Here is a 26,773-nt window from a genome sequence, read left to right as displayed (position 1 = left end):
CCTCCAAACCCAAGGGAAAAAACCAACCCTCCCCTACTACGGAATATCCTACTACCATGATGTTTGAAATTTAGCTCGTAGGGGTTTGGTCTCCAAACCCTCCAAACCCAAGGGAAAAAACCAACCCCCCCACTACGGAATATCCTACTACCATGATGTTTGAAATTTAGCTCGTAGGGGTTTGGTCTCCAAACCCTCCAAACCCAAGGGAAAATAGAACATAGGTTGTCAGATTTTATCGTAGGAGTTTGGTCTCCAAACCCTCCAAACCCAAGAGAAAAAACCAACCCGCTTCTACTACGGAATATCCTACTACCATGATGTTTGAAATTTAGCTCGTAGGGGTTTGGTCTCCAAACCCTCCAAACCCAAGGGAAAAAACCAACCCTCCCCTACTACGGAATATCCTACTACCATGATGTTTGAAATTTAGATCGTAGGGGTTTGGTCTCCAAACCCTCCAAACCCAAGGGAAAAAACCAACCCTCCCCTACTACGGAATATTCCCAGCCAAAAAAAATGGGGTTTGGAGACCAAACCCCTAACAATGCTCAATAATAGTTAATTAACTTCCCACACCTCCCACACCTCCCACACTTCCCACACCTCCCACACTCCCCACACCTCCCACACTCCCCACACCTCCCACACTTCCCACACCTCCCACACCTCCCACACTCCCCACACCTCCCACACCTCCCACACTCATTTCCTAAACAAAACCATCCGTACTAGCAGGAAGTGCCCAGAAACCAACAAACTCGTCTCGATAGTTGAGGGTATCAAGCACTAGCTGCCTATTATTTGGATCGGAAGTATAAAAATGAGTAATATTCAAAGGATCTGCTTGTTCCGCATCCAAGTTGGCCAGTCGGTAAACAGGTATGGCATTGACTGGTGTATTTGCTGGTCTTGTATTTGTTGTACCTACTGGTTTATAAGCATTAAATGCCACCCCTGTATTTATGAATTGTGGGAGGGAATCTTCTATTCCAAGCTCAAATGACAAAAAATCACTGCCTGTCGCGGTATTAAGGTAGCGAAAGACTGGATCGCCCTCATTGACTGGAACATCAAATTCGTTACCTTCGCTCCGAAAAAGGGTAGGTTCACCTGTTAAATCATCTATTTCAGCTTGATTTGCTGTAAAGATGTGTGATTCTGATGTAAAGTCCCAGAAACGCAATACATCTTGAGAACTACCCCCAGGATTACCTCCTCCAGGATTACCTCCTCCAGGATTACCATTAATTTGCTGGACAGCTAACGTATACTCTGTAGATGCTGTTCCTCCATCAGGAATGTCCACACTGGTATCAGCAGGTGTTACTCTGGCCAAATAATTTCCTGTAGCAAGATTTTGAGTTATTAATCCGTTATTTATTACTTCCGCTTGTGCTGAGTCAATTAGATTTAAAGCTTCATCATATAGCTCTAATTGAGCATTGTCTTGGATAGCGTCTAGTGTAACTCTAACTTGACTATTACTTGATACTTGAAAGTTAAACCAATCATCTGGATCGCTACTACCAACAAAACCATTAATTGATGGATTATTAAAAGCATTTCCAATAGAAACCGCAGTATTAGAAAAGTCGTTACTACTATCTTCTGAACTAACTTCTAACAAATAAAGTCCTGTAGTTCCATTAACGCTTGTAACTTCAGTTGTATAGTTGATATTTGATACTATCGGATTGTAAACAATTTGTTCAGCTTCTCCTATGCCACGAAAATCACTAGAAAGTGGTAAACCTGGTGCATTTCCATCCAATATTAATTCAGCATCTAAATTAATACTTCCACCTTGACTAGAACTAATAGGAAATACTGTCACTCTTAAAGGTTGATTAGATTCAATTTCTGATGATGGTATTACTATTTGTTCTGTTCCACCGCTGACAAAGATATTTCCAAGTTGTCTAAAACCACTCATTGTTTTTACTTCTTTAATATACTGTTCTTCTTTAATATTAGAACTGCTATATTAAATTTATAACTAACTTAACTGAGTTAACTAATTTCACTAATTTCACTAACTTCAATAACTGTTTAAAACTACTATAAAAGCTATTTGCTACCTTTGCCCGCGTAAAAAATTTTGAGTTACGAGTCGGGAATGGAACAGAGGCAATACAGGGAAAAGATTGAAAAATACTCTCTTACTCCCCTACTTCTAAGATTAAAATCAGATTTTTTTCATCATTAAATAGCAGTCAGCAGTCAGAGGTCAGCATTAGGACTTTTTTACGCCCTCGTCGGAGATTTCAACCTCGACTCATCCATCCCTCCTAGGGTGGAAAACCACGAACATTTTCATTCTATGAAGCACCCAAAAAAATCGCCGCGTCAAAGAATTTTCGGTTGCATCCTCGCAATTTTTGTGATATTCTAAAGCTTAGATGGGGTAATTCGCCCATGTGCATGATTTTTTATTCAACCAAATTTTCTGACTGAGATAGAATCTAAGTACCCAGGAATTTTGGCCAGGAGCAATGCTAGAAATTGGTGGTGGTGCATAGTAATAGTAGAGAGAGTGTGGGAAGTGTGGGAGGTGTGGGAGGTGTGGGAGGTGTGGGGAGTGTGGGAGGTGTGGGAAGAAATTAAAAAATATATATTTTCACCATTACAATGCAGGACTACCTAGAAATTTTCTCATTTTGTCAGAGCTACCTATAAATACTTGTTTTTCCATCATCAAATCTTTCCATCCATTCTTCCTAAGTAGAAAACTACCAACATTGTCATTCTCTGAAGCACCAAAAAAAAATCGCCGCGTCAAAGAATTTTCGGTTGCATCCTCGCAATTTTTGTGATATTCTAAAGCTTAAATGGGGTAATTTGCCCATGCGCATGATTTTTTATTCAACCAAATTTTCTGACTGAGATAGAATCTAACTACCCAGGAATTTTGGCCAGGAGCAATGCTAGAAATTTTCTCATTTTGTCAGAGCTACCTATAAATACTTGTTTTTCCATCATCAAATCTTTCCATCCATTCTTCCTAAGTAGAAAACTATCAACATTGTCATTCTCTGAAGCACCAAAAAAAAATCGCCGCGTCAAAAGATTCTCGGTTGCATTCTTGCAATTTTTGTGATACTCTAAAGGTTAGATGGGGTAATTCGCCCATGTGCATGATTTTTTATTCAACCAAATTTTCTGACTGAGATAGAATCTAAGTATCCAGGAATTTTGGCCAGGAGCAATGCTAGAAATTTTCTCATTTTGTCAGAGCTACCTATAAATACTTGTTTTTCCATCATCAAATCTTTCCATCCATTCTTCCTAAGTAGAAAACTATCAACATTGTCATTCTCTGAAGCACCAAAAAAAAATCGCCGCGTTAAAAAATTCTCGGTTGCATCCTTGCAATTTTTGTGATACTCTAAAGCTTAAATGGGGCAATTTGCCTATATACATGACTTTTTGTTCAACTAAAGAAAGTTAATTATTACATTAACTTGAGCTGAAAATGAGCTGAAAATCTTTAAAATTCTCGCTTCTGACTGATAACTGATAACTGATAACTGATAACTGAAAAGACTTCTAATTCCTATATTTCTCACACAAATAATCTGACATTATTTCCCCTACAAATTTATGACCTTCTACATTCCAATGACCTCCACAGGGAAGTGCATTATCAAAACCATGCAAACATTTACCTGTTTTTTTAGCCTCATTCCAAATAGGTCCTGCTAAATTATAGACTGGTATATTTTCCTCCTTCCCAAAATTTTTTAGTCTAATATCTGGGTAGAATAAATTTGACACATTCAAAGATTTTTTCAAACTATTACGCTCTTGAATATCAGGCAGAACTTGAGAAGAATGACTAACTGTTATGAGCATAAAATCTGCATTTTTTTCATATACTTCATCCCGCATTAACTTAATCAAACCCTCAGTTACTTCCCAAGCTTCTTCCCAATCAGAATTAGGTAATGGTTCTTTGTAAAAATCTATATTAATTGCATTGTAATCCTGATTATACTGACGGCGTTTAGCATCAACATCTACCTTTCTAATTAACTGGATAATTCGGGAATTTTTTATTAACCCATAAGGCAAAAAATCTACCAAAGAAAAAGCATAACGATTTCTCTGCCAAAACTTCAAATTACGGAATGACATATCTGCCACAAGTTGCCCATCTTTGTAAACAAAATAAGGGCGTAAATGGTCGTGTTCTAAATTACGAAAATTGTTACTAAGATCGTTACCTGGATACAAAGCTAATATCACTAAATCTGGTTGATAATCCCAAACATGATGTCTTAAAGTCATTAATTCTTGCGCTGTTCCATAACCATTTACCCCAAAATTCATTACTTCTACTTTTCGGTTTTTTAACGCAGGACATTGTTGTAAATTTTCCTCCATTATTGCACCATAAGTATCTTCTAATTTTACATTAAGTGCTTCTGTAAAAGAATCTCCTAATAAAGCAATTCTTAATCCATTTTCTGGTTTATTTTTACTCCGTTCATAATCGCGAAATCCGGCACTATTCATTTTTATTTCAGAAGGAATACCCTCCTCCTGCCAAAATGCTTTACCATTAGGTTTTCCTGCCCAACCTCTGTACATATCTTTAAAAGTATGGAGAGGATTTTTATCTGCACCAATATGGGGTGCTGGATGTTCAATTCCTGCTATTCTTAATCCTATTTCACTTACTGTCAGAGTAAATATTAATGTACCTAATGTTAATCCTAAATTGATGGCTAAATTCTTGAGTTTTTTCATTAAATTGGAGATTTATTAGTTAATAAAAAGTCTTTTGGTAAGGGTAGAATTCAGGAGTCAGGAGTCAGGAGTTAGGAGTTAGGAGTTAGGAGTTAGGAAAATTATACAGAAGGGAGGAGGAAGAATTGTTCTTTGGTTTTTCTGCCCTTATCTGCCCAAAATACTAACCCCAAAATACTAACTTTTTATACCATTTCTCATGCATTAATGCTACCCTTGGAAGGTGGTAAAAATAACTGGAAAAATCATAGAGGTTAGTTAACAATAAAATTATGTCAATAAATAGTATTTAGAAATATAAAATCCAAGTATAGCAAAGTTTTTGAGAATTGGTATTAGACCAAAAAGTTAGCATTTTTTTCTACCTAAAAAGGCTAAAGTTTTTATACGTCAATGCTTTGAGAGTTAATTAGTTCTTTACTACTCCCCTACTCCTCCTCTCCCCACCTTCCCCACACTCCCTACTCCCCTACTCCCGTATCTAGCAGTCGAAGCAAAGGTTGAGACATTTATAAATCCTTAAACCCAGACAGAGATAACTTTTGAATTTTGAATTTTGAATTTTGAATTTTGTATAGCAGTCGAAGCAAAGGTTGAGACATTTATAAATCCTTAAACCCAGACTAGAGATAACTTTTGAATTTTGAATTTTGAATTTTGAATTTTGTATAGCAGTCGAAGCAAAGGTTGAGACATTTATAAATCCTTAAACCCAGACTAGAGATAACTTTTGAATTTTGAATTTTGAATTTTGAATTTTGCGTAGCGCTATAACCCTTCACATAATTTTTTAGCAATAATTTCTCCTGCTAATTTATGCCCTGTAGAATTCCAATGGCCTGTACACATTGCCGTATTTTTAAACCCATGAAAACAAACAGGATTTTCCCGAACATAATCATCAAAAGGTTCAACTAAATCAATGACAGAAAAATCATAAATTTCCCCTAAATTTTTCAGTCTTTTTGTCGGATATAACCAATCTTGAATATCCATAATTTTCATATATTCTTCTCGCCATTTTTGATTTGGATGAACTTGCATAGAAGTCATCACTGTAGCTACTTTAAATTCCGCTCCTTTTTCCTGCACTTCTTTTGCCATAATTCCGATTAATTCATCAGTAATTTTCCAAGCTTCTTGCCAAGCATAATTTGGCGGTTCCCTAAAATTATTTGCTTGTAATTTCTCAAAGTATCTTGCAGCATTTCTCTTCCTTTGATCTGCCTCTACTTTTTTGATAATTTGTAAAATTCTAATATTATTTACTAGCCAAACTGGTAATTTATCGACTGTAGTAATCATGTAGCGGTTTGCTTGACTAATAGTTAACTTTCTAAAAGATAAATCTAATTCCAACTTCCCATTTTTATAGACAAAAAAAGGTCGATAATGATTATTTTCTAACTTGCGAGAATTATCCGTAACATCATTGCCGATAAAAAAAGCTAAAAGCACAATATCCGGCTGAAAATCCCAGACTTTTTCCCGCAAAGTTAATAACTGTTGGGCAGTTCCATAACCATCTACCCCAAAATTAATTACCTCTACTTTTTGGGTTTTTAAACCTTTACATTTTCCCAATTCTTTCTGCATAACTGCCACAAAAGTTTTCTGATAAGAAACCTGCACTGCCGAAGTAAAAGAATCTCCAAGTACAGCAATTCTTAAAGTATTTTCTGGTTTTGCTTTAGTAATTTCCGGTCCTCTAAGACCATGACTATTAAACTCTAAATAAGCCTTCCCTTCACTCGTCCACCAACCAGAAACATTTCCTTGATAAGACCACCCTCTAACTGGATGAGGAATAGTATGAAATGTAGGATAAAACTCCGCGTGGGTACTTTCCGGCATTTTTTTTAATCCTTTCAAACCAGCAATTCTTACTCCTACTTCAGCGAGCGCTACTCCTAGGAATAAACTGGCACAAATCATAGCGATATTTACTGCCAAAGCTTTTAACTTTATCATTCCCTCAACTATATTTTTTTGTATTTTAATGATGTCGGTTTGCTTAATAAACTCAACCAAACTTCAAAATTTTTCGGTAGTCCTGCATAGTGATTTTAGATGAAAATCAACTCAGATAAAACTCTGCGTGGGTACTTTCCGGCATTTTTTTTAATCCTTTCAAACCAGCAATTCTTACTCCTACTTCAGCGATGGCTACTCCTAGGAATAAACTGGCAAAAATCATAGTTAAATTTACTGCAAAAACTTTTAATTTTTTCATTCTTTAAACTAGATTTTTTGGTATTTTAATAATGTCAGTTTGCTTAATAAACTCAACCAAACTTCAAAATTTTTCGGTAGTCCTGCATAGTGATTTTAGATGAAAATCAACTCAGATAAAACTCTGCATAGGTACTTTCCAGCATTTTTTTTAATCCTTTCAAACCAGCAATTCTTACTCCTACTTCAGCGATGGCTATTCCTAGGAATAAACTGGCAAAAATCATAGTTAAATTTACTGCAAAAACTTTTAAATTTTTCATTTTTTAAACTAGATTTTTTGGTATTTTAATGATGTCAGTTTGCTTAATAAACTCAACCAAACTTCAAAATTTTTCGGTAGTCCTGCATAGTGATTTTAGATGAGAATTAACTAGGATAAAATTCTGCGTGGGTAGTTTCCGGCATTTTTTTTAATTCCTCCAAACCAGCAATTCTTACTCCTACTTCAGCGATCGCTACTCCTAGGAATAAAGAGGTAATTATCCATTATTCATTATCCATTATTCATTAATGAGCTATTGACTAATAGCTAATACATCAACAATAAAAAATTAATCTTTGCCAGAAAACTTCTAAAATGCTACTAAAATATAGTGTAAATAATCCATCATTTACAAAATACTCAAAAATTGACCAATTAATACTATTTCTCAAAAACTTTTCTACATTTTCTTGAGTAGGGGAGTGGGGGAGAAGTAAAAAAGTAAATAATTAACAAGCTAATGATTAATAATTATCAAAAAAGTTATTCAGTCCGTATTAATTACTTAATAATCGAAGTTTTACTTTTTACTTAAGTAAAGCATTAATCCCTAGTAATCAGTATAATACTTTTAACTTTTAACTTTTGATTTGCGGGTAGCGGCACTAGAAGTCAAGGAAGAGAAGTGCAGTAAGATTAAACAAAAAAAACATCTTTCTTCTTCCTCCCTTCTGCCAAAATAGTCAGATTAAAACAAAGTATAAATGAACGGAGCAATTACAGAAGACTGACTCAGAATAATCAAAGCTCCTAACAAAACCAAAGTAATAATCAAAGGCAATAACCAATATTTTTTCCGCTCTCCCATAAAACCCCAAAGGTCTTTGAGAAAATCTAATATTCCTTCAAACATTTAAAAAGGCCGCTCCATACTTTCTCTTGTTTTTAATTGACTCATCACCCGATAAGTTGACGCTTCAGTATTAAATTGTCGCTCCATTGGGTCTTTTTTAAACATTCGCATAATCAAACCCATTGGCATAACTACAAGATAAAATACTAATCCCATCCATAGGGGAGTCATTATTGTACTCAGGAAAATTCCCACCCGCATCCAAAACTTATAAACAGGTTCCAAAGTCGGGGGTGAAACAACTGCCAATACCAATAGAGGAGTAGCAATTACCCAAGGCCATGCAGGCGGTGGCCAATGTTTGTGCAGCAACGGTAGTAATAGACCAAATAAACCGCCAAAAACACCCCCTACTATTAGACCAAACTCCCTGAGACCCTTTTTATCAATTTTTGGTATCTCGCGATCGCTCATTATTTATCCGTCATTAATATTTTGTTAACTTTAAATTATTATCACACAATTTATTAAAAGTCAATATATTTCTCCAGAAAAGAGGGAACAGGGAACACTTAACTGGAAGGAGGAATAATATCATGTCCGGTTAAATAGTTATAAATAAGGAAGGAGGAGTCAGGAGGGAAGAGAAGAGAGTTTGAATGTATAAGGAGGAGAAAGTTTTTTGATCACGTTTCGAGCCGGACATGATAGAATTGATAATTTATTGATAAGAATTGATTTCCTGTTTGAATTTTTGGAGATGTCTAATGGCTTCTATATTAATGACCGAAAAATTTTGGTTTCAAGTCTCCTGGTTTCCTGCAGAATGCTGCGCAAACAGCAGGAGGTACTGATAACTGTTAACGCAGTTACGACCATAGGAGGCTAACTGATAACTGATAACTGAAATGACATTTTCTGGAACAACTTATCCTGCTTTAGCTTAAGTTCAAACTCTATCTCAAACTTCAAATAGTGAAAAAATAGTGACACCCAACAGATAAATAATTATTAATTATTAATTATTAATTATTAATTATTAATTATATTGAATAGGCAGTGCAAATAGTTTGTAAGGCTCTTTGCACAATATCTTCATCCGAAAGTGTCGATAAGGCTAAGGCTGGTAGACCACCATTGAAGGCCGTAATTATCGGCTTTTCAATGTATCGATAAAGATTAAACCATTGATTAAACTGCCCTGGAGGAAGATCATTTTCTGGAGTTGCGATCCAGCTAGCTGATAAATCCCAGAATTGCTCTTCAAATAACAAATAAACTTTATCTACAGTTCCCATCCCGAGGCGATCGATAGCTTGCTGCTTATTTTCGGGCAGTGGAGGATCGAACTTGATATCTCCTCTTTTAAGCACCCCAAGGGAGACTGTTACCAAAACGGCATCAAAAGATTGATTATCAATTTTCTCAAAACCTAGTGTCACCACTTTTTGAGTTCTCTGGATTTCCTTAACCACTGTCTTCAATTTGATTTTGTAGTTACCCTTGAGGGCTTCAAAAATACCTGCATATCCATCTGCGAATTTGACATCCGGACCATCATAGTCATTCAGGAACAGATAAGCCCACTGATTGATTCTATCTTTATTAGCTCCAGCGGTATGCTGGATACTAACAACATTTTCCAACCATCTTGGAGCGTCACGTTCCCTAATTTTACGCCCGTCACGTCCTCGAATAACGTAATCTTCTTCGGTTTGGATAAGTTGCTGATCTAGCTCTTCGGCCAAATCCACAAGTGGGTTTCCGTTTATCCCATGAATCCAACTGGCTCCCAGATCCAACGGCATTCCCAGTCGGTTATCTGTCCATACCCGTCCACCAATTCGATCGCGTGCTTCAAACACAGTAACTTCTCGATCATTTTGGGAAAGTTTCTGTGCCGACGCCAGACCACTCATTCCCGCACCAATAATTGCAATCCTATTAGAGCTACCTTGTAAAATTGAGTTAGCTGCGCGAAGCCCTGATTGATATGCTGCATGAACTGTACTGTTGTACTTTGGAAAAACCGCTTCACCAGCAAAAAAGACCTGATTGTCAATAGCCCGATCTAGCGCACGAATGTCACTGCGTCTAGCACCCTTGGCAATGTATGAATAGGAGCCATATGTATAGGGGTCACGACTCCAATTAGTTCTAATGTAGCCGAGGAGCTTTTGGTTTTTTGCTTGAACACCGCGCCACGGCCAAAAACTCAAAAGTAAGCTACTTCCAACTCCTTGTAGTATTAATCGTCGATTCATTTCTCTTTTCCCAGATACTGAGCCGTCAGACTGCATTTGAAGCAGCGATCGGCTCTTCCTGCATAAAGCATTGAAGTTGGTTTCAGCTTTTTAGGATCGTCTTAATAACAAATTAGATCAACTGTCTAATAGTACGGTTTATAACGTATAAAATCGTTATTCTTTGATTAAGTCAATGCTCCACTAAACAGAGTCTGGCATCGAATCAATCTCATACTAATACCAAATCCGGTTATCAAAAGGTGATTTTTTGCTCTTCCTCTCTAATATCATGTCCGGTAGCATCGGAGCGTGTATATAATTAAGTTATAATTAGAAGAAAACCTTCTGCCTTCCGCATAAGTGCCTCCTGCCTTATTTCCTCATGCATTGTAAGTATTCAACCGGACATGATATAACTCTTTTGCCTTGCCTTGGTAAATCTCCCTTCGCGCAACGGATTTAGTATAAATCCTGGTTAAACACATCCGCTTTGAGCAAATCACAAAAACCCTGTAGAGACCTTGCATGCAAGGTCTCTACAGAGTAGGATATAAGGTGGATATCTATACCAGATTTGGTATCACTGGGATGGAAGTAAAACAGAGAACTCCATGCCAGCTCATTTAGAGGTCTTCCCAAGATTTCCTGCATCGACAAAGATTTCGGGCAGTGACGATCATCCATAATCCTAAACACGATACTTCAGAGAAAGATTATAGTACCTACTAAACATGATCCCAATCTCGCTTAATGCCCTTACGTTGATTGAGAAAGCGATCGATTGCCATTGCTGCAATACAACCATCCGATGCTGCAACCACTGCCTGCTGAAACGGTGTATTCCGAATATCGCCTATCGCCCAAACTCCCTCTACATTAGTTGCCATCATCTCATCCACTTTAACGCCGCCATTCTCCCTCAATTCTATCTGAGGACCAATATAGTCAATAATCGGTTTAGAGCCACTTTGGTACACAAAAACCCCCTCTACCGACAGGGAACTTGCTTCCGGTTCTCCTCTGGTTTTCATCAAAACATTTGTCACCCCTGCCTCATCACCCTGGATCGAAGTCAGACGCGTCAAATTCCAATGCTTAACATTGGGTAGATTCAGCAATTCTTTAACATGGGTATCTTCCCACTGCGGTTCATTATTTGTTAGCCAATGAACAGTAGAAGCAAATTTTGTTAAGAACTGAGCCTCTTCAACTGCCTCTGGATTAATTCCATAAACGGCAACCTCTTTTTGGCGATAAAATGCACCATCACAAGTGGCACAATAGCTTACGCCCCGACCTAAAAATTCTGATTCACCTCGCAGGGAAGACTTGCGACCCATTGCACCTGTGGCTAAAACCAGCGATCGCCCTACAAAGGTTCCTTCTGGAGTATAAACTTTTTTGTCTGACCCTTCTACATCAATACCAAACACCTGTGCTCGCCGATAGTCAGTGCCAAAAGAGATAGCTTGCTCTCGCATTACATCTAGCAACTCAGTCCCGCTAATATCACCAGCCACTCCCGGATAGTTGGCAATTTTATGAGTAATTGCCAGTGCCCCCACCCCTGGATTCTTGTCCAGAATCACTGTCTTTAAATCTGCACGAGATGTATACAATGCACAGCCACAGCCCGCTGGGCCACCGCCAATTATAACCACATCAAATTCATAAGTTTCCAAAATTTATAGTCCTCGAAAATAATACATCTGAAATTAAAATACATCTTAAATGATACGTCCAGCAGATAGGAATAAATATTATAGTGGTAGTGTACTGCCAGGAATCAACTACGCAAATACTATCTCTAATCTGCTGCAAATACCTTTGATTGAGGTAAAAATGTTTGTCAAGTGGATGTTTAACTATTGATTGTATAGTAGTCGCGGTACAATATTAAAGAATTTTGTTAATTTTTAGCTACTAGCATAAAAGTTATGAAAAGTCAATGTAGCTTAAGTAGAACCATAGTGAAACCGAAGAAATATTTGTTGATGTTGGGTTTTCTCTATTGAAGGCTTTCTGGGAAGGGGAGCATTTTTTAATCTCATATATAAAAAATACTAATCGGCCATATTTTTTTTCTTTGTGCTTACCACAAAATTGTCAATTTATCAAACTGCCGAAAAGTTAGCAGAGAAAAATTAGTTTGTCATGGTAGAAGAACTGAACATTATTTGCCTCTCAAAATAACGAAATTATAGTAATTTGCAACGTCAAAATTATTTTAAGCAAAACCCTCCGTTGGAATTTAATACCTTTGAGAATATCACAAAATTGAAACAAAATGCTGAAAATCTTGAAAACTCGTTAATTAGTTGAGAAAAATTTTCTCCTTTTTTGTGATTAAATCCTGACAAAATTAAAAATTTTCAAACGAAAAGACTAAAGGGTATAAGTAAAAGTTAAGAGTTAAACAAATTTTGGGCGTTGCTGAAATGTAATGGTTAATAGCTAAAGGTAATATCGTAAAATATATTTTTTTGGCGTTTTACTTAATCTAAAAATCATTACCAATCAGCAACGCCAGATTTTGAGGTACGGTAGTTTTTGTAGCGTTGGCCGAGCAAGTGCGACAGCCATATCGCCTGAATGGAATGAAAGATATTGGTTTGAGCGATCGCCTGTTTGTCTGCTGCACTAAGTTGATTAGAGTAGCTGTAATGGCTAGGCAAAGACTTAAAAGGCTTACCATAAAAGGATTACAAAATTGGTTGGCAAGCTTACAGTAGTTTCTCTAGTTTTAGCCCTATATATTAAGATAATCGTGAAGTGGATTTTAGAAATATGCTCGTATATGGACTATTAATTTTAGTAATTGTAATATTTCTCATCCGTTCCTCTCCTTTAAATGTGATTCAAGAACCGAAAACTTGGACTTCATCAGAACGTACCAGGTCAATTTTCCTATTTCTGTGGAAGTTTATCAGCTATCTGAGTATATCTGCACTTTTTATCTCTCTAGGACTTATGATGGGCATTCTCGGCTATCATTGGGCAGGAGGCTTGAGTTGGATAGATTCTCTAGTAGAAGCTTCAATGATTCTTAGTGGTATGGGACCAATTAGTCCCCTCTCAACTACTAGCGCGAAAGTATTTGCTTCTGTCTATGCACTCTTTAGTGGTTTGGTTTTTGTCATAGCGATGGGGATTCTTTTATCTCCTTTGGTCTATAGTTTGTTAAGTCAATTTCGTGTCGATATCAAAAATGAAAACCACCAACAAGATGAGCATTTAGCAAAATGATCAAGATATAGAACTGAAAAATAAATGTTTGCAAGCCGTTATAGTTAAATTATGAACTTATAAGATTTAGCATAAATATGATGACTACCGCTGATTCCCTTGAGTATCCAGTCTTGTTTCTCAACAATTTTACAGAAAGCTTTGCCAGAATCAGAAAGATAACCTAACGAAACTATCCAATCAAACTTATCTAAGCCAAAATCATAACTTAGAAATTCACCATGTATAAAGTCTGCTTGCAGACGAGCATAACCTTAATTCTGGTTCTGGCATTAGATGACTTCTGGGAATATCTAAACCAGCTTTAGTTAAGCGTATTGATGCGATCGCCACTAGCAATGCCCCAACTGTATCAGTTTTACCGTTGTGCAAATCTTTAATTCCAGGGAGGATTAATTCTGCTCCTGGTAATTCCTTTAAATCCATAAGTTAACTATCTTTCTTTTGATTCATTCTGCTTACGAACCATTCGGTAAATTTTTGCAATGAACTATCATCAATCAAGTCCTTAGTATTGAATAAAAATAGATAACCATATCTTGAATAATAGATTCCTAACTGATTTATTTCTAATTCTTTTCTTTCATTAATTCCGTCAATTATATGAAGTAAAAAATAACCAATTACTTGACAAAAATCATTAAGCTTGAATTCAAGTTTTTTTGTTGTTTTTATATCTATAAGTTTATTGTCAATTATCAAGTCAGCATCAGCTCCACCTACAAGTATTGAAGCTTCTCCAAATGTGGGATTCAAAATACAAATATCTTGAGCTATAAAGAGCTTTTCATCTATTAGATGAAATTGTTTTTTTATATCTTCAATATCCCCTTTCTCCGCATCTAGACCAATATTTTCAATTCTTACTCCAGCGCGAGAAAAATTATCTATATGAGACATCCGTAATGTTTGCCTTATAAGTTCTTCTGACAACTCACCTGTTTCAATAAATTCTTTTTTTAGTTTTTTTACATTATTGACTATACTAACCCCTACCTCATACACTTCCTTATACACTTCCTTATTAAACATGGGTCGAGTAATTGCTTCTTCTGCAATCCATTGTCTGGAATAATTGTTGATAGAATTGAGCCTTTCTAGATAGAAACGAAATATATAATCAAATGCTGTGCCAACTAAGCCATAGTTTTTTGTAAGCGGCTCAACCAACAATGGTTTATTCTTTTCCAACTTAGGGCGTGAAAAAGCTGCTTTAATTTCGTCTCTCAATTCTTTGTCTGTTTCTATTAGTGATGTAAGACTCATAATTACTCCTGATTACTAACTTATAATTGTATGGCAGTTTTAGTGTAAGCGATCGCTCTACTACCTAACTTCTTCCCAATCTTCAATTTTTAACCCTTCAATTCGTCTAAATTATCTAATATTATGAGTAACTAATATTAAATCATTTGCTAAAGCAATAGAGGCAAGTAAAATATCATTTGAGCTAATAGGTGTTCCTGCTTTTTCTAAATTTGCCCGAATTCTACTATAGATTTCTGCACAAAAATCATCAAATGGCAAAGATACAAATTGCCGTAAAAATAATAGTTGTATATTTAAACTCTTTTGAGGATTATTACTGCGTCTTGAACCATAAAATAATTCAGCTTTAACGACGGAACAAACAGCAATTTTATCTGATTCTAGCCTCTGAAAATAATTATTAACATTAGAGTTTTTGTTTTTCAGATATACAATGCAAACATTCGTATCTAGTAGATACATTAGAAAATTATTGCTCATTTACAGCACTAATTAAATCATTATCTATTTGATCAGAAATTGCTAGATTATCAGTTGTAAAATCTATGTCTGCACAACTTCCAGCTAAATTCAATAATCCTGAATTATGAAGGGGAATATTTGTTTCGAGAAAAGCTTTTAAATCTACATCATTATTCAAATCTAACATCTCTTTAAATTCATCAAAATTAATGAGTCCTTCTAGAAAAGCTTCTAGAATTAACTTATCAATGATTTTTTGAGATAAATCGCCCCATTTACTATAAACTTTTTCCGTTAGCTTCTCTGGCAGATTAATTGTCAGTTGCATAATTTTATCTCCTATCTTGATTGGATAGATTAAGTATATTCAAAAAAGTGTTTGGGGAAGGGTGGAGCGATCGCTTACCTACTATAATTTTCCTTTCTTCATACGACAAAATTGTAAATCTGTCAATTTGCTGAAAGGTCAAATGTAGGGGTGAATAGCCATTCGCCCCTACTGTTCACTCCACAGAATTGTTAGACTGGATAGCAAAAGAAAGTTTGAAGAAAACTTTCAATAATGGATAATGGATAATGGATAATTACCTCTCCCTAAAAGGGAGAGGATTGACCAAAAAGGAAAAAATTTATTTTCTTCCCCTTTACTGGGGAGGCTTTAAACCTAAATTATCTAATTATTTAATTGTTTAATTGTTTCGGTAAACAATTTCATTTTTTCAAGTCGTCTTCCGTGAGATTAGCATCCTTCATCAGTTTGGTTAAAATACCAATTGGTAAGTCTCGGTTGCCATGAACAGGAATTGAGAGAATAGCTTGAACACCTTCTTTGGTATAGATATGATGACTACCGCTGATTCGCTTGAGAACCCAACCTTGTTTCTCAACAATTTTACAGAAAGCTTTGCCAGAAATAGATTTCATAGGGATAGCTCAACTAACTGTTTCCCTGGTTCAAAGTTTTCTCTTTCGGTGGCGACTTCAATCCATCCTAGAATTGCTTCTTCAAGCATTTCTAGGAGATGTTCATAACTTTCACCCCAAGTATGACATCCAGGTAAAGCGGGGACTGAACCACACCACACTCCATCTTCTTGCCAAATAATTGCTTTGATTTTCATTGTTCTAACCTATGTTTGATAAACCAAGTATACCTAAAAATATGTTTGGGTTTGGAGAGCGATCGCTTATCTGCTACAATTTTCCTTTTTGTTTACCACAGAATTTTCAATCGATCAAACTGCTGAAAGGTCAAATGTAGGGGCGAACGGCATTCGCCCCTATCGTCTGCTACACAGAATTGTTAGACTAGATCGAGGCAAATCTAATGGCGGACAAACGCTTGATGTCAAGATCGCCGAAAGATACTTGTTTAGTACCCATAATTTTTTCCTTAACTATTGTCCAATAGTTAGCGTTTAATCAAAAGGTAACTTTGATCATTAATCTCACCCAAGAATAACAGTAAGCGATCGCTCGTCTGTCTGCTGTACAGAGTTGTTAGACTGGATCGAGGCAGCTCAAATTGCCGACAAACCCTTGACGTCAATATCACTGACCGTCATTTCTGCTTGCCAGATTTCATACTGGATTTGCTAGTTGAGCTAACTTTCGGCAAATGTACCAAAAGCCTGAGAAACGTTTCACCCTGTAAGCTTTTTGAGCCTTCTCGACTAAAACAGGCGCACTTTTTTCCCAGATGGAAATAAATTATTTGCTGATTTGTTTGTAAGGTCGTCTTGCAGTAACTGGCTCGAGATTAAACTCAGTATCTACAAATTCCACAGAATGATAAGTATTAATCCACAAGTGAGCGCCACATTTTGCGGGTTTGTAAGGTTTATAGACAATTAGGCAAGGACCTGGAATATATAGGTTATAACCATAATCGTTGCGTTTGCCGTCCTTAACAGAAACGACTGGTTGGAATTTTTCAGGAGGTTTACTCTTGTTCCCTGTAATATTATGTTGATTAACATGAATCATTTTAGGATCGCTAGGTTCTTTCTTGCGCCAGATACCTTCCGGACCGCGCCGAGCCGGAATTATTACAGGCATTCCACTCTCAGAAACTGGGATTTCCCAGAATCTACCATTTTTTTCAGCATCTTTGACTCTTCCTTGAGCCAACAAAACTAGCAGACGTTGACGAGATATACCTAATAAAATAGATGCTTCTCTAGTACCCAATAAAATAGGTGCTTCTGTAGTCTCCATGATTTTTTCCTTAACTATTGGACAATAGTGACTGTTTAATAAAAAAACTGCCTTTGATTATTTAAGTTACCATACTTTAAAAAGTTTTTGGGGTAGGGTGGAGCGATCGCTTATCTCCTAAAATCTTCCTTTTTGCTTACCACAAAATTGTAAATATGTCAATTTGCTGAAAGGTCAAATGTAGGGGCGAATGGCCATTCACCCCTAATGTTCACTGCACAGAATTGTTAGACTCGATAGCAAAAGAGAGTTTGAAGAAAACCGTAAACAATCTCATTTTTTCAAGTCGTCTTCACTGATATTAGCATCCTTCATCAAAATGAATAAAACTGCCCTAATGATAAACTTCACAGTAATCATCATTAAACCTCCTCCTTTTCCAAATTGTCAGCAGGCGGGTTCTGAACGTTAGTATCTGGTTCTGTATTAGCAATATGAGCTAAGGGAATTTGATTAAGTTCAGAGAGATTTTTTGCACACTGATCGATAATTTGTTCCTCATTTGCTGAGAACCAATCAAAATTAGTAGCAGTACATACTTTTTGTGCAATATCATAACGTCGAGCCATTACTGATTCATCAAGTTTTTTCCCAGCACCATATCCGTGCTGTGAAAGCGCCCAAATGATCGTAATGCAAAGATACTGAATTCTACTAAATGCCTCTCTAGATATTTGTACATTGATATCCTGCGGACTGTCTACAATTCCCCAAATTCCTCCTAGACAAGTCCCAATCACTGAGCCAACTTGTGTACCTATCCAAGTACCGCTAATAATTCCAACTCCTCCTGCTAAAACAGCAGAAGTCGAAGCTCCAATAGCTGCACCAAATGTGGCTCCAAGAGCAGCAAGACCACTTGTAGTAGAAGTTGTAGATATCAAAAGTTCTCGAATATTAGTTTTTGTTTTTATATTAGGTTCAGGATTTTTGATAACTGCATCACCTGCATTTGAAGGTACAACTAGATCATAATAGAGCTTAGAAGCATCAATGATAAACTCTAGCACTGCACCATGGATCAATGTAGATATTCCTAATATAGCTTTCTCTTTTGACTTGTCTAGATTGTAATCAAATTCTGAGGCTTGAACAGTGATTATCTGCCGACATTTATCTAAACACTCGAATATTAGATTACAAGCTTTCCTAACTCTATATTGTTGGTGCTGTTTAAAAGCTAACAGACCTTTCTCAAATAATAAACTTTTATCATTAGGGAGACATTCTTTTATAGCATTATATATATCTACCACTCGCTCTGGATCGTACCAATGAGCATCAAATACAAAGCTTTTGGATACGCCACTATCACGGAGTACCTTTTCCCATTGTTCAATTCGTGTTGTCGGTCTGGCAATTACATCTGACTCTGTGGCTACTTGAAACAAAGAAATACTTTTATTGAAGAGAGCTACAGCTTCTTTTTTAGTGGATAAAATTAGCTCTATCTCTTTTCGATGAGATATATCTGGTACTGTCTCTAAAGAGACTACATACAATATAACATCACTTGATTCTATTGCTTTCCAAGTTTTTATTTCATACTCTAACTCTTCCTCTAATTCTGAATCTAATTCAATTTTGCCTTTTTTGATAAGAAGGAGAGTATTTGCTTGTTGGAAACCAGGAGTATCGATAAAAACAGCCTGTAGCCCTTCATATTCATAGGGAGCAAATTGAACATCTTTTGTCACATTTGCTCGATCATCTATTTCTCCTATTTCTTGCTTCATTAAAGTCTGGATCATAGTAGTTTTTCCAGTATTAGTATGCCCGGTAACTGCAATTTTAATCAATTCAGACTTGGGAATTTTATTCATATCCTATACATTTCTTGAAAACAATTGAATCCAATAATAATTACTACATCGGTTTAGAGAACATTATCGAAATGGAGGAGAATAAATTAGCCCTCTCTGCTTTGGATCTGGGTTATTCCAGAGATTATTTAGACCTCGCGGAATCGGAGTTGAAGAATTTGGACCTAAATTTCTATTATATATTTCACCGTAATTTCCAACATGACGAATAATTCTTTGGGCATAATCTGACTCAAGACCTAAACGTGAACCTATACTATCTGCTGTTCCTTGTAGACCTAAAAAACGAATGATTTTAGGATCTTTACTAGCTTTCATTTGCTCAAGATTATTTTGATTAATTCCTAATTCTTCAGCCTCTATCAGAGTAAATACAATCCATCGAACAATATCAATCCACTGTGGGTCGCTGTTGATTACAACTGGAGCTAAAGGTTCTTTAGATAAGATTTCTGGTAAAATAATATGCTCATCTGGGTTTTTAAGTGAGGTCAACTGTCCAGCAAGTTGCGATCTATCAGAGGTTACTGCTTGACATTCACCTGCTTCATATAGTCGATAGACATCATTTGCATCTTGAAGCGGCCTAATTTTAAATGTTAAGTTACGCTTCTTCTTTTCATCTTCCAAATTTTCTTCGGTAGTAGTTTCTATCTGAACACAAATTACCTTACCATTTAGATCGTTAAGTGACTTTACTTCACTATTTTTTCTAACCAAAATACCCTGCCCATCATAAAAAACTATTGGAGCAAATTCGATATCAATTGATACGTCCCTCTCTACAGTCCAGGTTGTATTTCTTGAAAGAACATCAATGTTTCCTGAAGAGATTGCTTCAAAGCGTTCTGTAGTATCAAGAAACCGATATTCTACTGCATTGGGATTGTCAAAAATTGCCGAAGCAATAGCTCTACATATATCTACATCAAAGCCAACAGCAGACTCTTGTATTTGCTGATAAATATTATTTGAAATCTTTGGATTGTTGTCTAATTTTGTAATATCAATATTACTCAAGTTCACTGTACTAAAGCCTGGAAAATTACCACTTATGCCACAGTTCAGCTTTCCTCTTTCCTTGACCTGTTCCAAGATACTCTTATCTTCTAAAGTTTCAGAAGGTTGAGTAAAGGAACAAGCATTCAACAGCAACAATATCAGACTAAATAACCAAATATTATTAATATTTTCAAATTTCATAGCATTATTCCTCTCAACAAAAATAACTTAAATTAATGAATAAAGTGTTTCATTTTCTATCAACAGAATTACTATTGCTTTTCTCTTTTCCAAATTATAATCTTCTTATCTAAGCCTCCACTTACAATATAAATTTTATCTAAGCTAATATCAACTGAGCGAACCCATTCTGTGTGTTTTGATAAAGTTTGAAAGTTTTCTTTAGTACACAAGTCCCATAGCTTTATTGTATTATCATTACTTCCACTCACAAGTAGTTTTTCGGCTTCCGAAATTGCTAAAGTATTGACTGGTTGAGAATCATGTTCCCTAATAAATTCATCAGCTATTTCTGGTTTTACTTGTACATTCCAAGCCTTTATTTTGCCATTATTTGTACCAAAAATAAGTTCATTATTATCAGTTCTAAATACTAGAGAAATTATTGGGAAATAATTATTGTATGAATCTACTTCGTTACCATTATTCATAGTACCTTGAGCACCTAAATTCCAAATTTTAATAAGATTGTCATTTCCAACTGTAAATAAAGTTTGATCGTCATTACCAAAAACTAGATCAAAAACCTGGCGTCCGGAATGCCCTGAAAAAATTTTGTTACGAAGTTCCCATTTATTTCCACCTTCACTATTTCTCCAAATAAGAATTGTGTCGTCGCTACTTGAAGCAATCAATTTCCCACTTCTACTAATCGCAACAGATGATATAGATTGACTTTGCTTTTGAGGAAAAATTATGTAATCCTCACTCCAACCATTCTTTGATGATTTATCTGATTGCCATAAGACTACAGATCCATCTAAAGTGCCGCCAACGAGATAACCTACTTTTTCATTTAGAGCTAAAGACCTAAATCCATTAAATTCTGTTTGGAGAGGTGGATAATCTTTTTCACCATCCAAGTCTAATATACGAATCTCAGAAGAATTACCAGCGACTATTACTGTTTTATTTGAGTTGTTAATAACTACAGATGATAAACTAAACCCAAAATCAAAATCTTTAAAATAGACATATTTAGGAAGGGTATAGTTTTGATGATTACATTTTTCTAGATTGCTGTTCAAAATACGTATTGGGACAACAATAAAAATTAAGATAACTAAGATGAAAATGAGTTTTGGAGGAGGAAACTTTAAATTCATAGAAAATAATACTCTAAATATTCAAGTCAAAATTTTTTATTAGTTTTAACCTGAGTTCGATGCTCATGGAATAATAAGCAAGCTAAAAAAAATAACTTAGTAATAATTTCAAAGATTAGATTGAATTATTTTCAATAATAATTATACAGAACTAGCTTAAATTAAAATATAAATGGTGCGTTAAATTTAGTTAACGCACCCTGCTAGCTTATTCGAGGATATGGTTTTCATTAACCCTTATTTTTATCCTTTAAATTTTTATAGCCTAAACCACTGCCAAACCCACCAGCAAAAACAACAAAAGTCCTCAGCAAGTCTGTGTAAATGTTCACATTTTGATTTACCAGAAAAACAGTAGTGAATAAAAAGACAAAGCAAAAAATAATAACATATGTAAGTGTATATCTCTTTGATATCTGAGAATCCTGAAAGACTCTTTCATCCTGCGCATTATCATTCTCAAGAAACTGAGTGATGTGACTTGGTTGAACCTTGTCAGCAAGATCTATCCAGGGAGACACCTCTCTACGACTTTCAAGAGAAAAAGCTAGTGAAATCTGTTTCTTTATATTAATTGGTATGTTTTCCTTAACTTCGTCTGGAAGAAAATACTCAAGAATTCCTGGCAATTTTGCTTCTTGACTACTCTTTGATGTTTCGACTAAAGGGCCAGATGAACTTTCTTCAGACAAATTTTTACTCTCAATTTGTTTCTCTTCTTTAGGATTGCCTTTAGTCATCTTTCTTTACTAACCTCCAAAAGCTGCAAAATAGATTTATCTGAGGTCAAGCGTTCCGACAACTTGATAAGCTTTTGCTCCAAATAGCTACCTAACCTCTTTTCAATTTCAGCCTCAACAAATGACTTAGAGGCATATTCAGCAAGTTTTTCAAAGTCTGTCTCACTAATTTCTCCAGCTTCATAGAGATTAGAAAGATCGCTAACAATTTTTCCTAACTCTCTTTTTCTTGATTGAGTTAGGGAAAGAGATGAAAGCCCGGAAAAATTAGCATTTGGTTCTGTATTAGCAATATTAGCTAAGGGAACTTTATTAAGTTCAGAGAGATTTTTTGGAGGCCGAGTAATAATTGGTTTCTCATCTGCCGATAACCGATCAAATTCAGTATCAGCAGGTTTCTCAAAAGCTATTTCACTCATTTCTCCTACTTTATAGGGATTAGAAATATCACTAACAACTTTTTCTCTCTCAAATAATGACTTTTTATTAGTAGGGAGACATTCTTTTATAGCACTATATATTTCTACCACTCGTCCTGGATCATGGGAATGAGCATCAAACACAAAGCTTTTAGATACACCACAATTGTGAAGTACATCTTTCCATCGTTCAATTCGTGTTGTCTGTTTAGCAACTGCATCTGAATCTGTAGTTGGTTGAGACAGAGAAATACCTTTATTTAAAAGAGCTACAACTCCTTTTTGAGTAGATACTATCAGCTCGATCTCTTTTTCATGGGAGCGTTCTGGTACTGTCTCTAAAGATACTACATACAAGATAACATCACTTGATTCGATTGCCTTAAAAGCTTTCATTTCATACTCTAACTCTTTCTCTAATTCTGAATCTAATTCAATTACATCTTTTTTTACAAGAAGAAGAGTATTTGCTTGTTGAAAACCAGGAGTATCGATAAAATCATATTCATAGGGAGCCAATTGAACATCTTTAGTCACATTCGCTCGATCGTCTATTTCTCCTATTTTTTGCTTCATTAAAGTCTGGATCATAGTAGTTTTTCCACTATTAGTATGTCCAGTAACTGCAATCCTAATCAATTCAGGCTTTGGTATTTTATTCATGTTCTACACATTATTTGAGCATAATAATTGAATCCAATAATAATTACTACATTATTAGTTCAGAGAACATTATCGGAATGGATGAGAACAAATTAGCTCTCTCTTCTAATGTTTTCTCTTGGATCATAAAATTTACACCTACACTAGATATTGTACAACCTCTAATTAACTATAGCATAATTTCCGACTTACGCAGAAACTTGGTTTATCCACGAACTAGGAAAAAGCATCAGCTTAACACACAAAAATTACACCAAATTCCAAGTACATGAAGTACAGATATTAAAAATTAAATTTTTCCAGTGCGAGCATCTTGCTCGCGATGGGTGTACCTCACCAAGGCGGAATCCGCGTAGTGTTGGGTTTCATTCTTCAACCCAACCTACACCCGATCGCTAAATCCTAATCCAGCTCAAACTCTTCTTTCCAAGACTCATCCTTTTCCCAAGGAATCTGCTGAGTCTTCGCCATCAAGAAATTCTCCACCACCAAATAATCCATCTCAGTCCGCATAAAACACCGATAAGCATCTTCGGGTGTACAAACAATTGGTTCACCCCGCACATTAAAAGACGTATTCACAATTACCCCACATCCCGTCAACTTCTCAAAATGTCGAATCAATTCATAATACCGAGGATTAGTCTCCCGATGCACAGTTTGAATTCTCGCCGAATAATCCACATGAGTAATTGCCGGAATTTCCGATCGCGGCACATTCAACTTTTCAATTCCAAACAACTGCTTTTGCTCCTCTGTCATAGGAATTAACAAATTCTCCTGCACCGGAGCTACCAACAACATATAAGGACTAGAATGTTCAATATCAAAATAATCTGAAACTCGTTCCGCCATAACTGAAGGCGCAAAAGGTCGAAAAGACTCCCGATACTTAATCTTCAAATTCATCACCGACTGCATTTTTTGATTCCGGGGGTCGCCAATAATAGAGCGTCCTCCCAAAGCGCGGGGTCCGAATTCCATTCGACCTTGAAACCATCCGACAACGTTACCATTATTCAAAATTTCTGCCAACTGTGGCATCAACTCCGAATCTGGCAAATATTCATATTTTGCCTGAATAGCATCCAGATATTCCCGAATTTCCTCATCTGCAAATTTCGGTCCGAGATAAGCTCCCTGCATCATGTCATTAGGAGCGCGACAAACAGGAGGTTTTGCCACAGAAACAGCAGCATTTCCAGACTCCACAGAAATTAATTCCTTTTCTGGAATATTCTCAACCACTTTTTCTATTACTCGCGGTTGATCGTTATATTCGTACCAAATAGCTAAAGCAGCACCCAAGGCACCACCAGCATCTCCCGCTGCAGGTTGAATCCAAATATCCTTAAAAATTCCTTCCCGTAAAATCTTGCCATTCGCCACACAGTTAAGAGCAACTCCCCCTGCCAAACAAAGGTAGTCAGCATTAAGTTCTTTTTGCACGGTTCGACTCAGACGCAACACTACTTCCTCAGTTACTCTCTGAATGGAAGCAGCAATATCCATTTCTCTTTGACTAATTTTAGTTTCCGCTTTGCGAGGAGAACCGCCAAACAATTTGTCAAATTTCTGATTAGTCATAGTCAATCCGGTGGCGTAGTTGAAATATTCCATATTCAACCGGAAAGTACCATCAGCTTTTAAATCAATCAGATTATTTAAAATCAAATCCACATAATTAGGTTCTCCGTAGGGAGCTAAACCCATAAGTTTGTATTCCCCAGAATTAACTTTGAAACCAGTGTAATAAGTAAAAGCTGAGTAGAGCAAACCCAAGGAGTGAGGAAAATCTATTTCCCACTGGGGAGTCAGTTTATTTCCTTCTCCCAACCAAACCGAAGTAGTCGCCCATTCACCGACTCCATCCAGACACATTACCGCAGCGCGATCGAACGGACTCGGAAAAAATGCCGAAGCTGCATGAGACTGATGATGTTCAGTAAACATCAATTTGGGAAGATGGGATGCCTTACACTGAGCGAACGTTGCTAATTCTCTTCTTAAAAGGGTTTTCAAATATAACTTTTCTTTTAACCAAATTGGCATTGCCATCAGAAAAGAGCGAAAACCTTTAGGAGCATAACTGAGGTAAGTTTCCAGAAGTCGCTCGAATTTAATTAAAGGTTTGTCATAGAAAACGATTTGGTCTAGATCGAGTAATTCGATATTCGCTTCCTTCAGACAATAGGAAATAGCATTTTTCGGAAATCTGGCATCGTGTTTTTTACGAGAAAATCTTTCTTCTTGAGCAGCGGCGATAATTTTTCCATCACATACGAGGGCGGCGGCACTGTCGTGGTAATAAGCTGAAATTCCCAGAATGTTCATATCTATAAATTTTTTCTCCTCACAAATGGCCTTTTATCTAGTTTCGGCCAATATTTGGTCAAATATCCTCAGATTATACCGCTACACGCAAGTTAAAAGTCAGTAGGGGGGAATGGCCATTCGCCCTTACAAAAGTCTCGTTTGAGCATTTATATGTGTCAAACACCTATTTGCATAGTGCTATAAAGCATACCCTCAATGCTTTTGAGCTAGCTTAATAAGCTTTGCCTAAATTGATAAATATTTTTTATATAAAAAACATATTGCTATCTGTCTTAATTATAGATATCTTAGAAATATGGAAGTAAAACAAAGTTAAGTATATGTCCAGTAGCACTTGAGAAAAGTAAATTAAAAGGTCATTTTCTCAGACTTATTCAGTTAATAACTTAGGAGATATTGAGAGTATAAATCCTAACCATCTTCCTAGAAAATAGCTGAATACTAATATCTTAATTATCAGGCAAAATCAGCGATCGCCTGTGGAATATTTGAATACTTTTTCTTGAGTATTATAGCTAATCAGCAACAGTAATTATTTATGATTAATTCCTGTTTGCGTTGGTTTAGTATGACTTAGGAAAGAATTTGGTAACTGAATTTTCAGTTAAAGATTACTTTTAAGTTTTTACTATTTTGAGTGCGTCTTAGATTCTGTTTGCGGAGCGTTTCCGCAGGAAATGGAGACCTCATCAATTAGCGCTCGATGCATGACTTGCGCGTAGCGTCATAACAATATATTGAGAAAAATTGGAGATATAAAAATGCAAACTACTACACACAATTATCCTAAAAATTTCATTGATATTCTGCTACAACCTGGTCGCAACTTTATTAATGGGATAGATATTAATAATCCTAAGTTTGCTCAAAAATTATGCCAATTAATTCCTGCTCAATGCCCCTTTGCTAGAGATATTAAATTTTTGGGGCGTACAATTTTACAGATTCCTCCTCTGTGTAA

At 36.1% G+C, this 26,773-nt stretch carries 28 protein-coding genes; 4 read left to right on the top strand and 24 right to left on the bottom strand.

What is annotated here, in order from left to right:
* Window positions 1–561: 561 nt before the first annotated feature.
* From F6K40_RS20810 to F6K40_RS20760, 11 genes are all read right to left on the bottom strand, one after another.
* Window positions 562–705: a hypothetical protein gene (locus F6K40_RS20810; RefSeq protein WP_293139015.1), complete on the bottom strand. Its 144-nt coding sequence runs from the start codon at window positions 703–705 to the stop codon at window positions 562–564.
* A 7-nt stretch (window positions 706–712) separates the two neighbouring features.
* Complete coding sequence (locus F6K40_RS20805; RefSeq protein WP_293139014.1) at window positions 713–1,936, bottom strand: hypothetical protein; 1,224 nt, start codon at window positions 1,934–1,936, stop codon at window positions 713–715.
* Window positions 1,937–2,898: 962 nt separating this feature from the next.
* Window positions 2,899–3,066: a hypothetical protein gene (locus F6K40_RS20800; RefSeq protein ID WP_293139013.1), complete on the bottom strand. Its 168-nt coding sequence runs from the start codon at window positions 3,064–3,066 to the stop codon at window positions 2,899–2,901.
* A gap of 483 nt (window positions 3,067–3,549) precedes the next feature.
* Window positions 3,550–4,752, bottom strand: coding sequence for an SGNH/GDSL hydrolase family protein (locus tag F6K40_RS20795; RefSeq protein ID WP_293139012.1), 1,203 nt, complete (start codon window positions 4,750–4,752; stop codon window positions 3,550–3,552).
* Window positions 4,753–5,520: 768 nt separating this feature from the next.
* Window positions 5,521–6,723: an SGNH/GDSL hydrolase family protein gene (locus tag F6K40_RS20790; protein WP_293139011.1), complete on the bottom strand. Its 1,203-nt coding sequence runs from the start codon at window positions 6,721–6,723 to the stop codon at window positions 5,521–5,523.
* Window positions 6,724–6,829: 106 nt separating this feature from the next.
* Window positions 6,830–6,985 carry a hypothetical protein gene (locus F6K40_RS20785; protein ID WP_293139010.1) on the bottom strand — a complete coding sequence of 52 codons (156 nt, stop codon included), beginning with the start codon at window positions 6,983–6,985 and terminating at the stop codon, window positions 6,830–6,832.
* Between the two features lie 106 nt (window positions 6,986–7,091).
* Window positions 7,092–7,247, bottom strand: a complete 156-nt coding sequence (locus F6K40_RS20780; RefSeq protein WP_293139009.1) for a hypothetical protein — start codon at window positions 7,245–7,247, stop codon at window positions 7,092–7,094.
* A 690-nt stretch (window positions 7,248–7,937) separates the two neighbouring features.
* Complete coding sequence (locus tag F6K40_RS20775) at window positions 7,938–8,102, bottom strand: DUF5989 family protein (protein ID WP_287528106.1); 165 nt, start codon at window positions 8,100–8,102, stop codon at window positions 7,938–7,940.
* The gene (locus tag F6K40_RS20770; protein ID WP_293139008.1) at window positions 8,103–8,516 is read right to left on the bottom strand and encodes an SxtJ family membrane protein; all 414 of its coding nucleotides are present in this window, start codon (window positions 8,514–8,516) and stop codon (window positions 8,103–8,105) included.
* Between the two features lie 569 nt (window positions 8,517–9,085).
* Window positions 9,086–10,306, bottom strand: coding sequence for a flavin monoamine oxidase family protein (locus F6K40_RS20765; protein WP_293139007.1), 1,221 nt, complete (start codon window positions 10,304–10,306; stop codon window positions 9,086–9,088).
* Between the two features lie 707 nt (window positions 10,307–11,013).
* Window positions 11,014–11,970 carry an NAD(P)/FAD-dependent oxidoreductase gene (locus tag F6K40_RS20760; RefSeq protein ID WP_293139006.1) on the bottom strand — a complete coding sequence of 319 codons (957 nt, stop codon included), beginning with the start codon at window positions 11,968–11,970 and terminating at the stop codon, window positions 11,014–11,016.
* 876 nt (window positions 11,971–12,846) lie between these two features.
* Here F6K40_RS20760 and F6K40_RS20755 point away from each other — a divergent pair.
* Window positions 12,847–13,020, top strand: coding sequence for a hypothetical protein (locus F6K40_RS20755; protein WP_293139005.1), 174 nt, complete (start codon window positions 12,847–12,849; stop codon window positions 13,018–13,020).
* Window positions 13,021–13,075: 55 nt separating this feature from the next.
* A complete protein-coding gene (locus F6K40_RS20750) occupies window positions 13,076–13,534 on the top strand; it encodes a hypothetical protein (RefSeq protein WP_293139004.1) in 459 nt (152 codons plus the stop codon).
* A 216-nt stretch (window positions 13,535–13,750) separates the two neighbouring features.
* On the opposite strand, the gene F6K40_RS20745 is transcribed toward F6K40_RS20750, so the two are convergent.
* The 6 genes from F6K40_RS20745 to F6K40_RS20720 all read right to left on the bottom strand — a co-directional run bounded on the left by F6K40_RS20745 (window position 13,751) and on the right by F6K40_RS20720 (window position 16,386).
* Window positions 13,751–13,960, bottom strand: a complete 210-nt coding sequence (locus tag F6K40_RS20745; protein ID WP_293139003.1) for a hypothetical protein — start codon at window positions 13,958–13,960, stop codon at window positions 13,751–13,753.
* A gap of 3 nt (window positions 13,961–13,963) precedes the next feature.
* Window positions 13,964–14,800, bottom strand: a complete 837-nt coding sequence (locus tag F6K40_RS20740; protein WP_293139002.1) for a hypothetical protein — start codon at window positions 14,798–14,800, stop codon at window positions 13,964–13,966.
* A 111-nt stretch (window positions 14,801–14,911) separates the two neighbouring features.
* On the bottom strand, window positions 14,912–15,283 hold the full coding sequence (locus F6K40_RS20735) for a type II toxin-antitoxin system VapC family toxin (RefSeq protein WP_293139001.1): 372 nt from the start codon (window positions 15,281–15,283) through the stop codon (window positions 14,912–14,914).
* Window positions 15,273–15,593, bottom strand: a complete 321-nt coding sequence (locus F6K40_RS20730; protein ID WP_293139000.1) for a hypothetical protein — start codon at window positions 15,591–15,593, stop codon at window positions 15,273–15,275. The genes F6K40_RS20735 and F6K40_RS20730 overlap by 11 nt, the downstream gene beginning before the upstream one ends.
* 383 nt (window positions 15,594–15,976) lie before the next feature.
* Entirely contained in the window at window positions 15,977–16,189 is a 213-nt protein-coding gene (locus tag F6K40_RS20725; protein ID WP_293138999.1) for a type II toxin-antitoxin system HicA family toxin, read from the bottom strand.
* On the bottom strand, window positions 16,186–16,386 hold the full coding sequence (locus tag F6K40_RS20720; RefSeq protein ID WP_293138998.1) for a type II toxin-antitoxin system HicB family antitoxin: 201 nt from the start codon (window positions 16,384–16,386) through the stop codon (window positions 16,186–16,188). Before F6K40_RS20720 ends, F6K40_RS20725 begins: the two co-directional genes overlap by 4 nt.
* Window positions 16,387–16,474: 88 nt before the next feature.
* Here F6K40_RS20720 and F6K40_RS20715 point away from each other — a divergent pair, with 88 nt between their 5' ends.
* Entirely contained in the window at window positions 16,475–16,687 is a 213-nt protein-coding gene (locus F6K40_RS20715; protein WP_293138997.1) for a hypothetical protein, read from the top strand.
* Between the two features lie 288 nt (window positions 16,688–16,975).
* Here F6K40_RS20715 and F6K40_RS20710 read toward each other — a convergent pair whose 3' ends face one another.
* The 7 genes from F6K40_RS20710 to F6K40_RS20680 all read right to left on the bottom strand — a co-directional run bounded on the left by F6K40_RS20710 (window position 16,976) and on the right by F6K40_RS20680 (window position 25,809).
* The gene (locus tag F6K40_RS20710; RefSeq protein WP_293138996.1) at window positions 16,976–17,482 is read right to left on the bottom strand and encodes a hypothetical protein; all 507 of its coding nucleotides are present in this window, start codon (window positions 17,480–17,482) and stop codon (window positions 16,976–16,978) included.
* 362 nt (window positions 17,483–17,844) lie between these two features.
* Complete coding sequence (locus F6K40_RS20705) at window positions 17,845–19,305, bottom strand: GTPase (RefSeq protein ID WP_293138995.1); 1,461 nt, start codon at window positions 19,303–19,305, stop codon at window positions 17,845–17,847.
* Between the two features lie 63 nt (window positions 19,306–19,368).
* On the bottom strand, window positions 19,369–20,508 hold the full coding sequence (locus tag F6K40_RS20700; RefSeq protein ID WP_293138994.1) for an amino acid ABC transporter substrate-binding protein: 1,140 nt from the start codon (window positions 20,506–20,508) through the stop codon (window positions 19,369–19,371).
* Between the two features lie 71 nt (window positions 20,509–20,579).
* On the bottom strand, window positions 20,580–21,653 hold the full coding sequence (locus F6K40_RS20695) for a WD40 repeat domain-containing protein (RefSeq protein ID WP_293138993.1): 1,074 nt from the start codon (window positions 21,651–21,653) through the stop codon (window positions 20,580–20,582).
* A gap of 230 nt (window positions 21,654–21,883) precedes the next feature.
* Window positions 21,884–22,393 (bottom strand): hypothetical protein, encoded by a 510-nt coding sequence (locus F6K40_RS20690; RefSeq protein ID WP_293138992.1) that lies wholly within the window; start codon window positions 22,391–22,393, stop codon window positions 21,884–21,886.
* Window positions 22,390–23,475, bottom strand: a complete 1,086-nt coding sequence (locus F6K40_RS20685; RefSeq protein ID WP_293138991.1) for a GTPase — start codon at window positions 23,473–23,475, stop codon at window positions 22,390–22,392. Before F6K40_RS20685 ends, F6K40_RS20690 begins: the two co-directional genes overlap by 4 nt.
* Before the next feature lie 402 nt (window positions 23,476–23,877).
* A complete protein-coding gene (locus tag F6K40_RS20680; protein WP_293138990.1) occupies window positions 23,878–25,809 on the bottom strand; it encodes a carbamoyltransferase family protein in 1,932 nt (643 codons plus the stop codon).
* A gap of 764 nt (window positions 25,810–26,573) precedes the next feature.
* Between F6K40_RS20680 and F6K40_RS20675 the strand changes: the two genes are divergently transcribed.
* Window positions 26,574–26,773 (top strand): Mo-dependent nitrogenase C-terminal domain-containing protein (locus F6K40_RS20675; protein ID WP_293138989.1); only part of this gene is annotated, 200 nt, incomplete at its 3' end.

It is taken from the genome of Okeania sp. SIO3I5, assembly GCF_010672085.1.
Lineage (GTDB): Bacteria > Cyanobacteriota > Cyanobacteriia > Cyanobacteriales > Microcoleaceae > Trichodesmium.
Note: the sequence above shows the minus strand (reverse complement) of the source record. Positions and strands in the feature narration are given on the sequence as shown.

Excerpts from the sequence above, each read along its gene's own strand:
- F6K40_RS20805 (WP_293139014.1), bottom strand. The coding sequence starts at position 1,936 with ATGAGTGGTTTTAGACAACTTGGAAATATCTTTGTCAGCGGTGGAACA.
- F6K40_RS20795 (WP_293139012.1), bottom strand. The coding sequence starts at position 4,752 with ATGAAAAAACTCAAGAATTTAGCCATCAATTTAGGATTAACATTAGGT.
- F6K40_RS20790 (WP_293139011.1), bottom strand. The coding sequence starts at position 6,723 with ATGATAAAGTTAAAAGCTTTGGCAGTAAATATCGCTATGATTTGTGCC.
- F6K40_RS20785 (WP_293139010.1), bottom strand. The coding sequence starts at position 6,985 with ATGAAAAAATTAAAAGTTTTTGCAGTAAATTTAACTATGATTTTTGCC.
- F6K40_RS20780 (WP_293139009.1), bottom strand. The coding sequence starts at position 7,247 with ATGAAAAATTTAAAAGTTTTTGCAGTAAATTTAACTATGATTTTTGCC.
- F6K40_RS20775 (WP_287528106.1), bottom strand. The coding sequence starts at position 8,102 with ATGTTTGAAGGAATATTAGATTTTCTCAAAGACCTTTGGGGTTTTATG.
- F6K40_RS20770 (WP_293139008.1), bottom strand. The coding sequence starts at position 8,516 with ATGAGCGATCGCGAGATACCAAAAATTGATAAAAAGGGTCTCAGGGAG.
- F6K40_RS20765 (WP_293139007.1), bottom strand. The coding sequence starts at position 10,306 with ATGAATCGACGATTAATACTACAAGGAGTTGGAAGTAGCTTACTTTTG.
- F6K40_RS20750 (WP_293139004.1), top strand. The coding sequence starts at position 13,076 with ATGCTCGTATATGGACTATTAATTTTAGTAATTGTAATATTTCTCATC.
- F6K40_RS20745 (WP_293139003.1), bottom strand. The coding sequence starts at position 13,960 with ATGGATTTAAAGGAATTACCAGGAGCAGAATTAATCCTCCCTGGAATT.
- F6K40_RS20740 (WP_293139002.1), bottom strand. The coding sequence starts at position 14,800 with ATGAGTCTTACATCACTAATAGAAACAGACAAAGAATTGAGAGACGAA.
- F6K40_RS20735 (WP_293139001.1), bottom strand. The coding sequence starts at position 15,283 with ATGAGCAATAATTTTCTAATGTATCTACTAGATACGAATGTTTGCATT.
- F6K40_RS20730 (WP_293139000.1), bottom strand. The coding sequence starts at position 15,593 with ATGCAACTGACAATTAATCTGCCAGAGAAGCTAACGGAAAAAGTTTAT.
- F6K40_RS20725 (WP_293138999.1), bottom strand. The coding sequence starts at position 16,189 with ATGAAATCTATTTCTGGCAAAGCTTTCTGTAAAATTGTTGAGAAACAA.
- F6K40_RS20720 (WP_293138998.1), bottom strand. The coding sequence starts at position 16,386 with ATGAAAATCAAAGCAATTATTTGGCAAGAAGATGGAGTGTGGTGTGGT.
- F6K40_RS20710 (WP_293138996.1), bottom strand. The coding sequence starts at position 17,482 with ATGGAGACTACAGAAGCACCTATTTTATTGGGTACTAGAGAAGCATCT.
- F6K40_RS20705 (WP_293138995.1), bottom strand. The coding sequence starts at position 19,305 with ATGAATAAAATTCCCAAGTCTGAATTGATTAAAATTGCAGTTACCGGG.
- F6K40_RS20700 (WP_293138994.1), bottom strand. The coding sequence starts at position 20,508 with ATGAAATTTGAAAATATTAATAATATTTGGTTATTTAGTCTGATATTG.
- F6K40_RS20695 (WP_293138993.1), bottom strand. The coding sequence starts at position 21,653 with ATGAATTTAAAGTTTCCTCCTCCAAAACTCATTTTCATCTTAGTTATC.
- F6K40_RS20690 (WP_293138992.1), bottom strand. The coding sequence starts at position 22,393 with ATGACTAAAGGCAATCCTAAAGAAGAGAAACAAATTGAGAGTAAAAAT.
- F6K40_RS20685 (WP_293138991.1), bottom strand. The coding sequence starts at position 23,475 with ATGAATAAAATACCAAAGCCTGAATTGATTAGGATTGCAGTTACTGGA.
- F6K40_RS20680 (WP_293138990.1), bottom strand. The coding sequence starts at position 25,809 with ATGAACATTCTGGGAATTTCAGCTTATTACCACGACAGTGCCGCCGCC.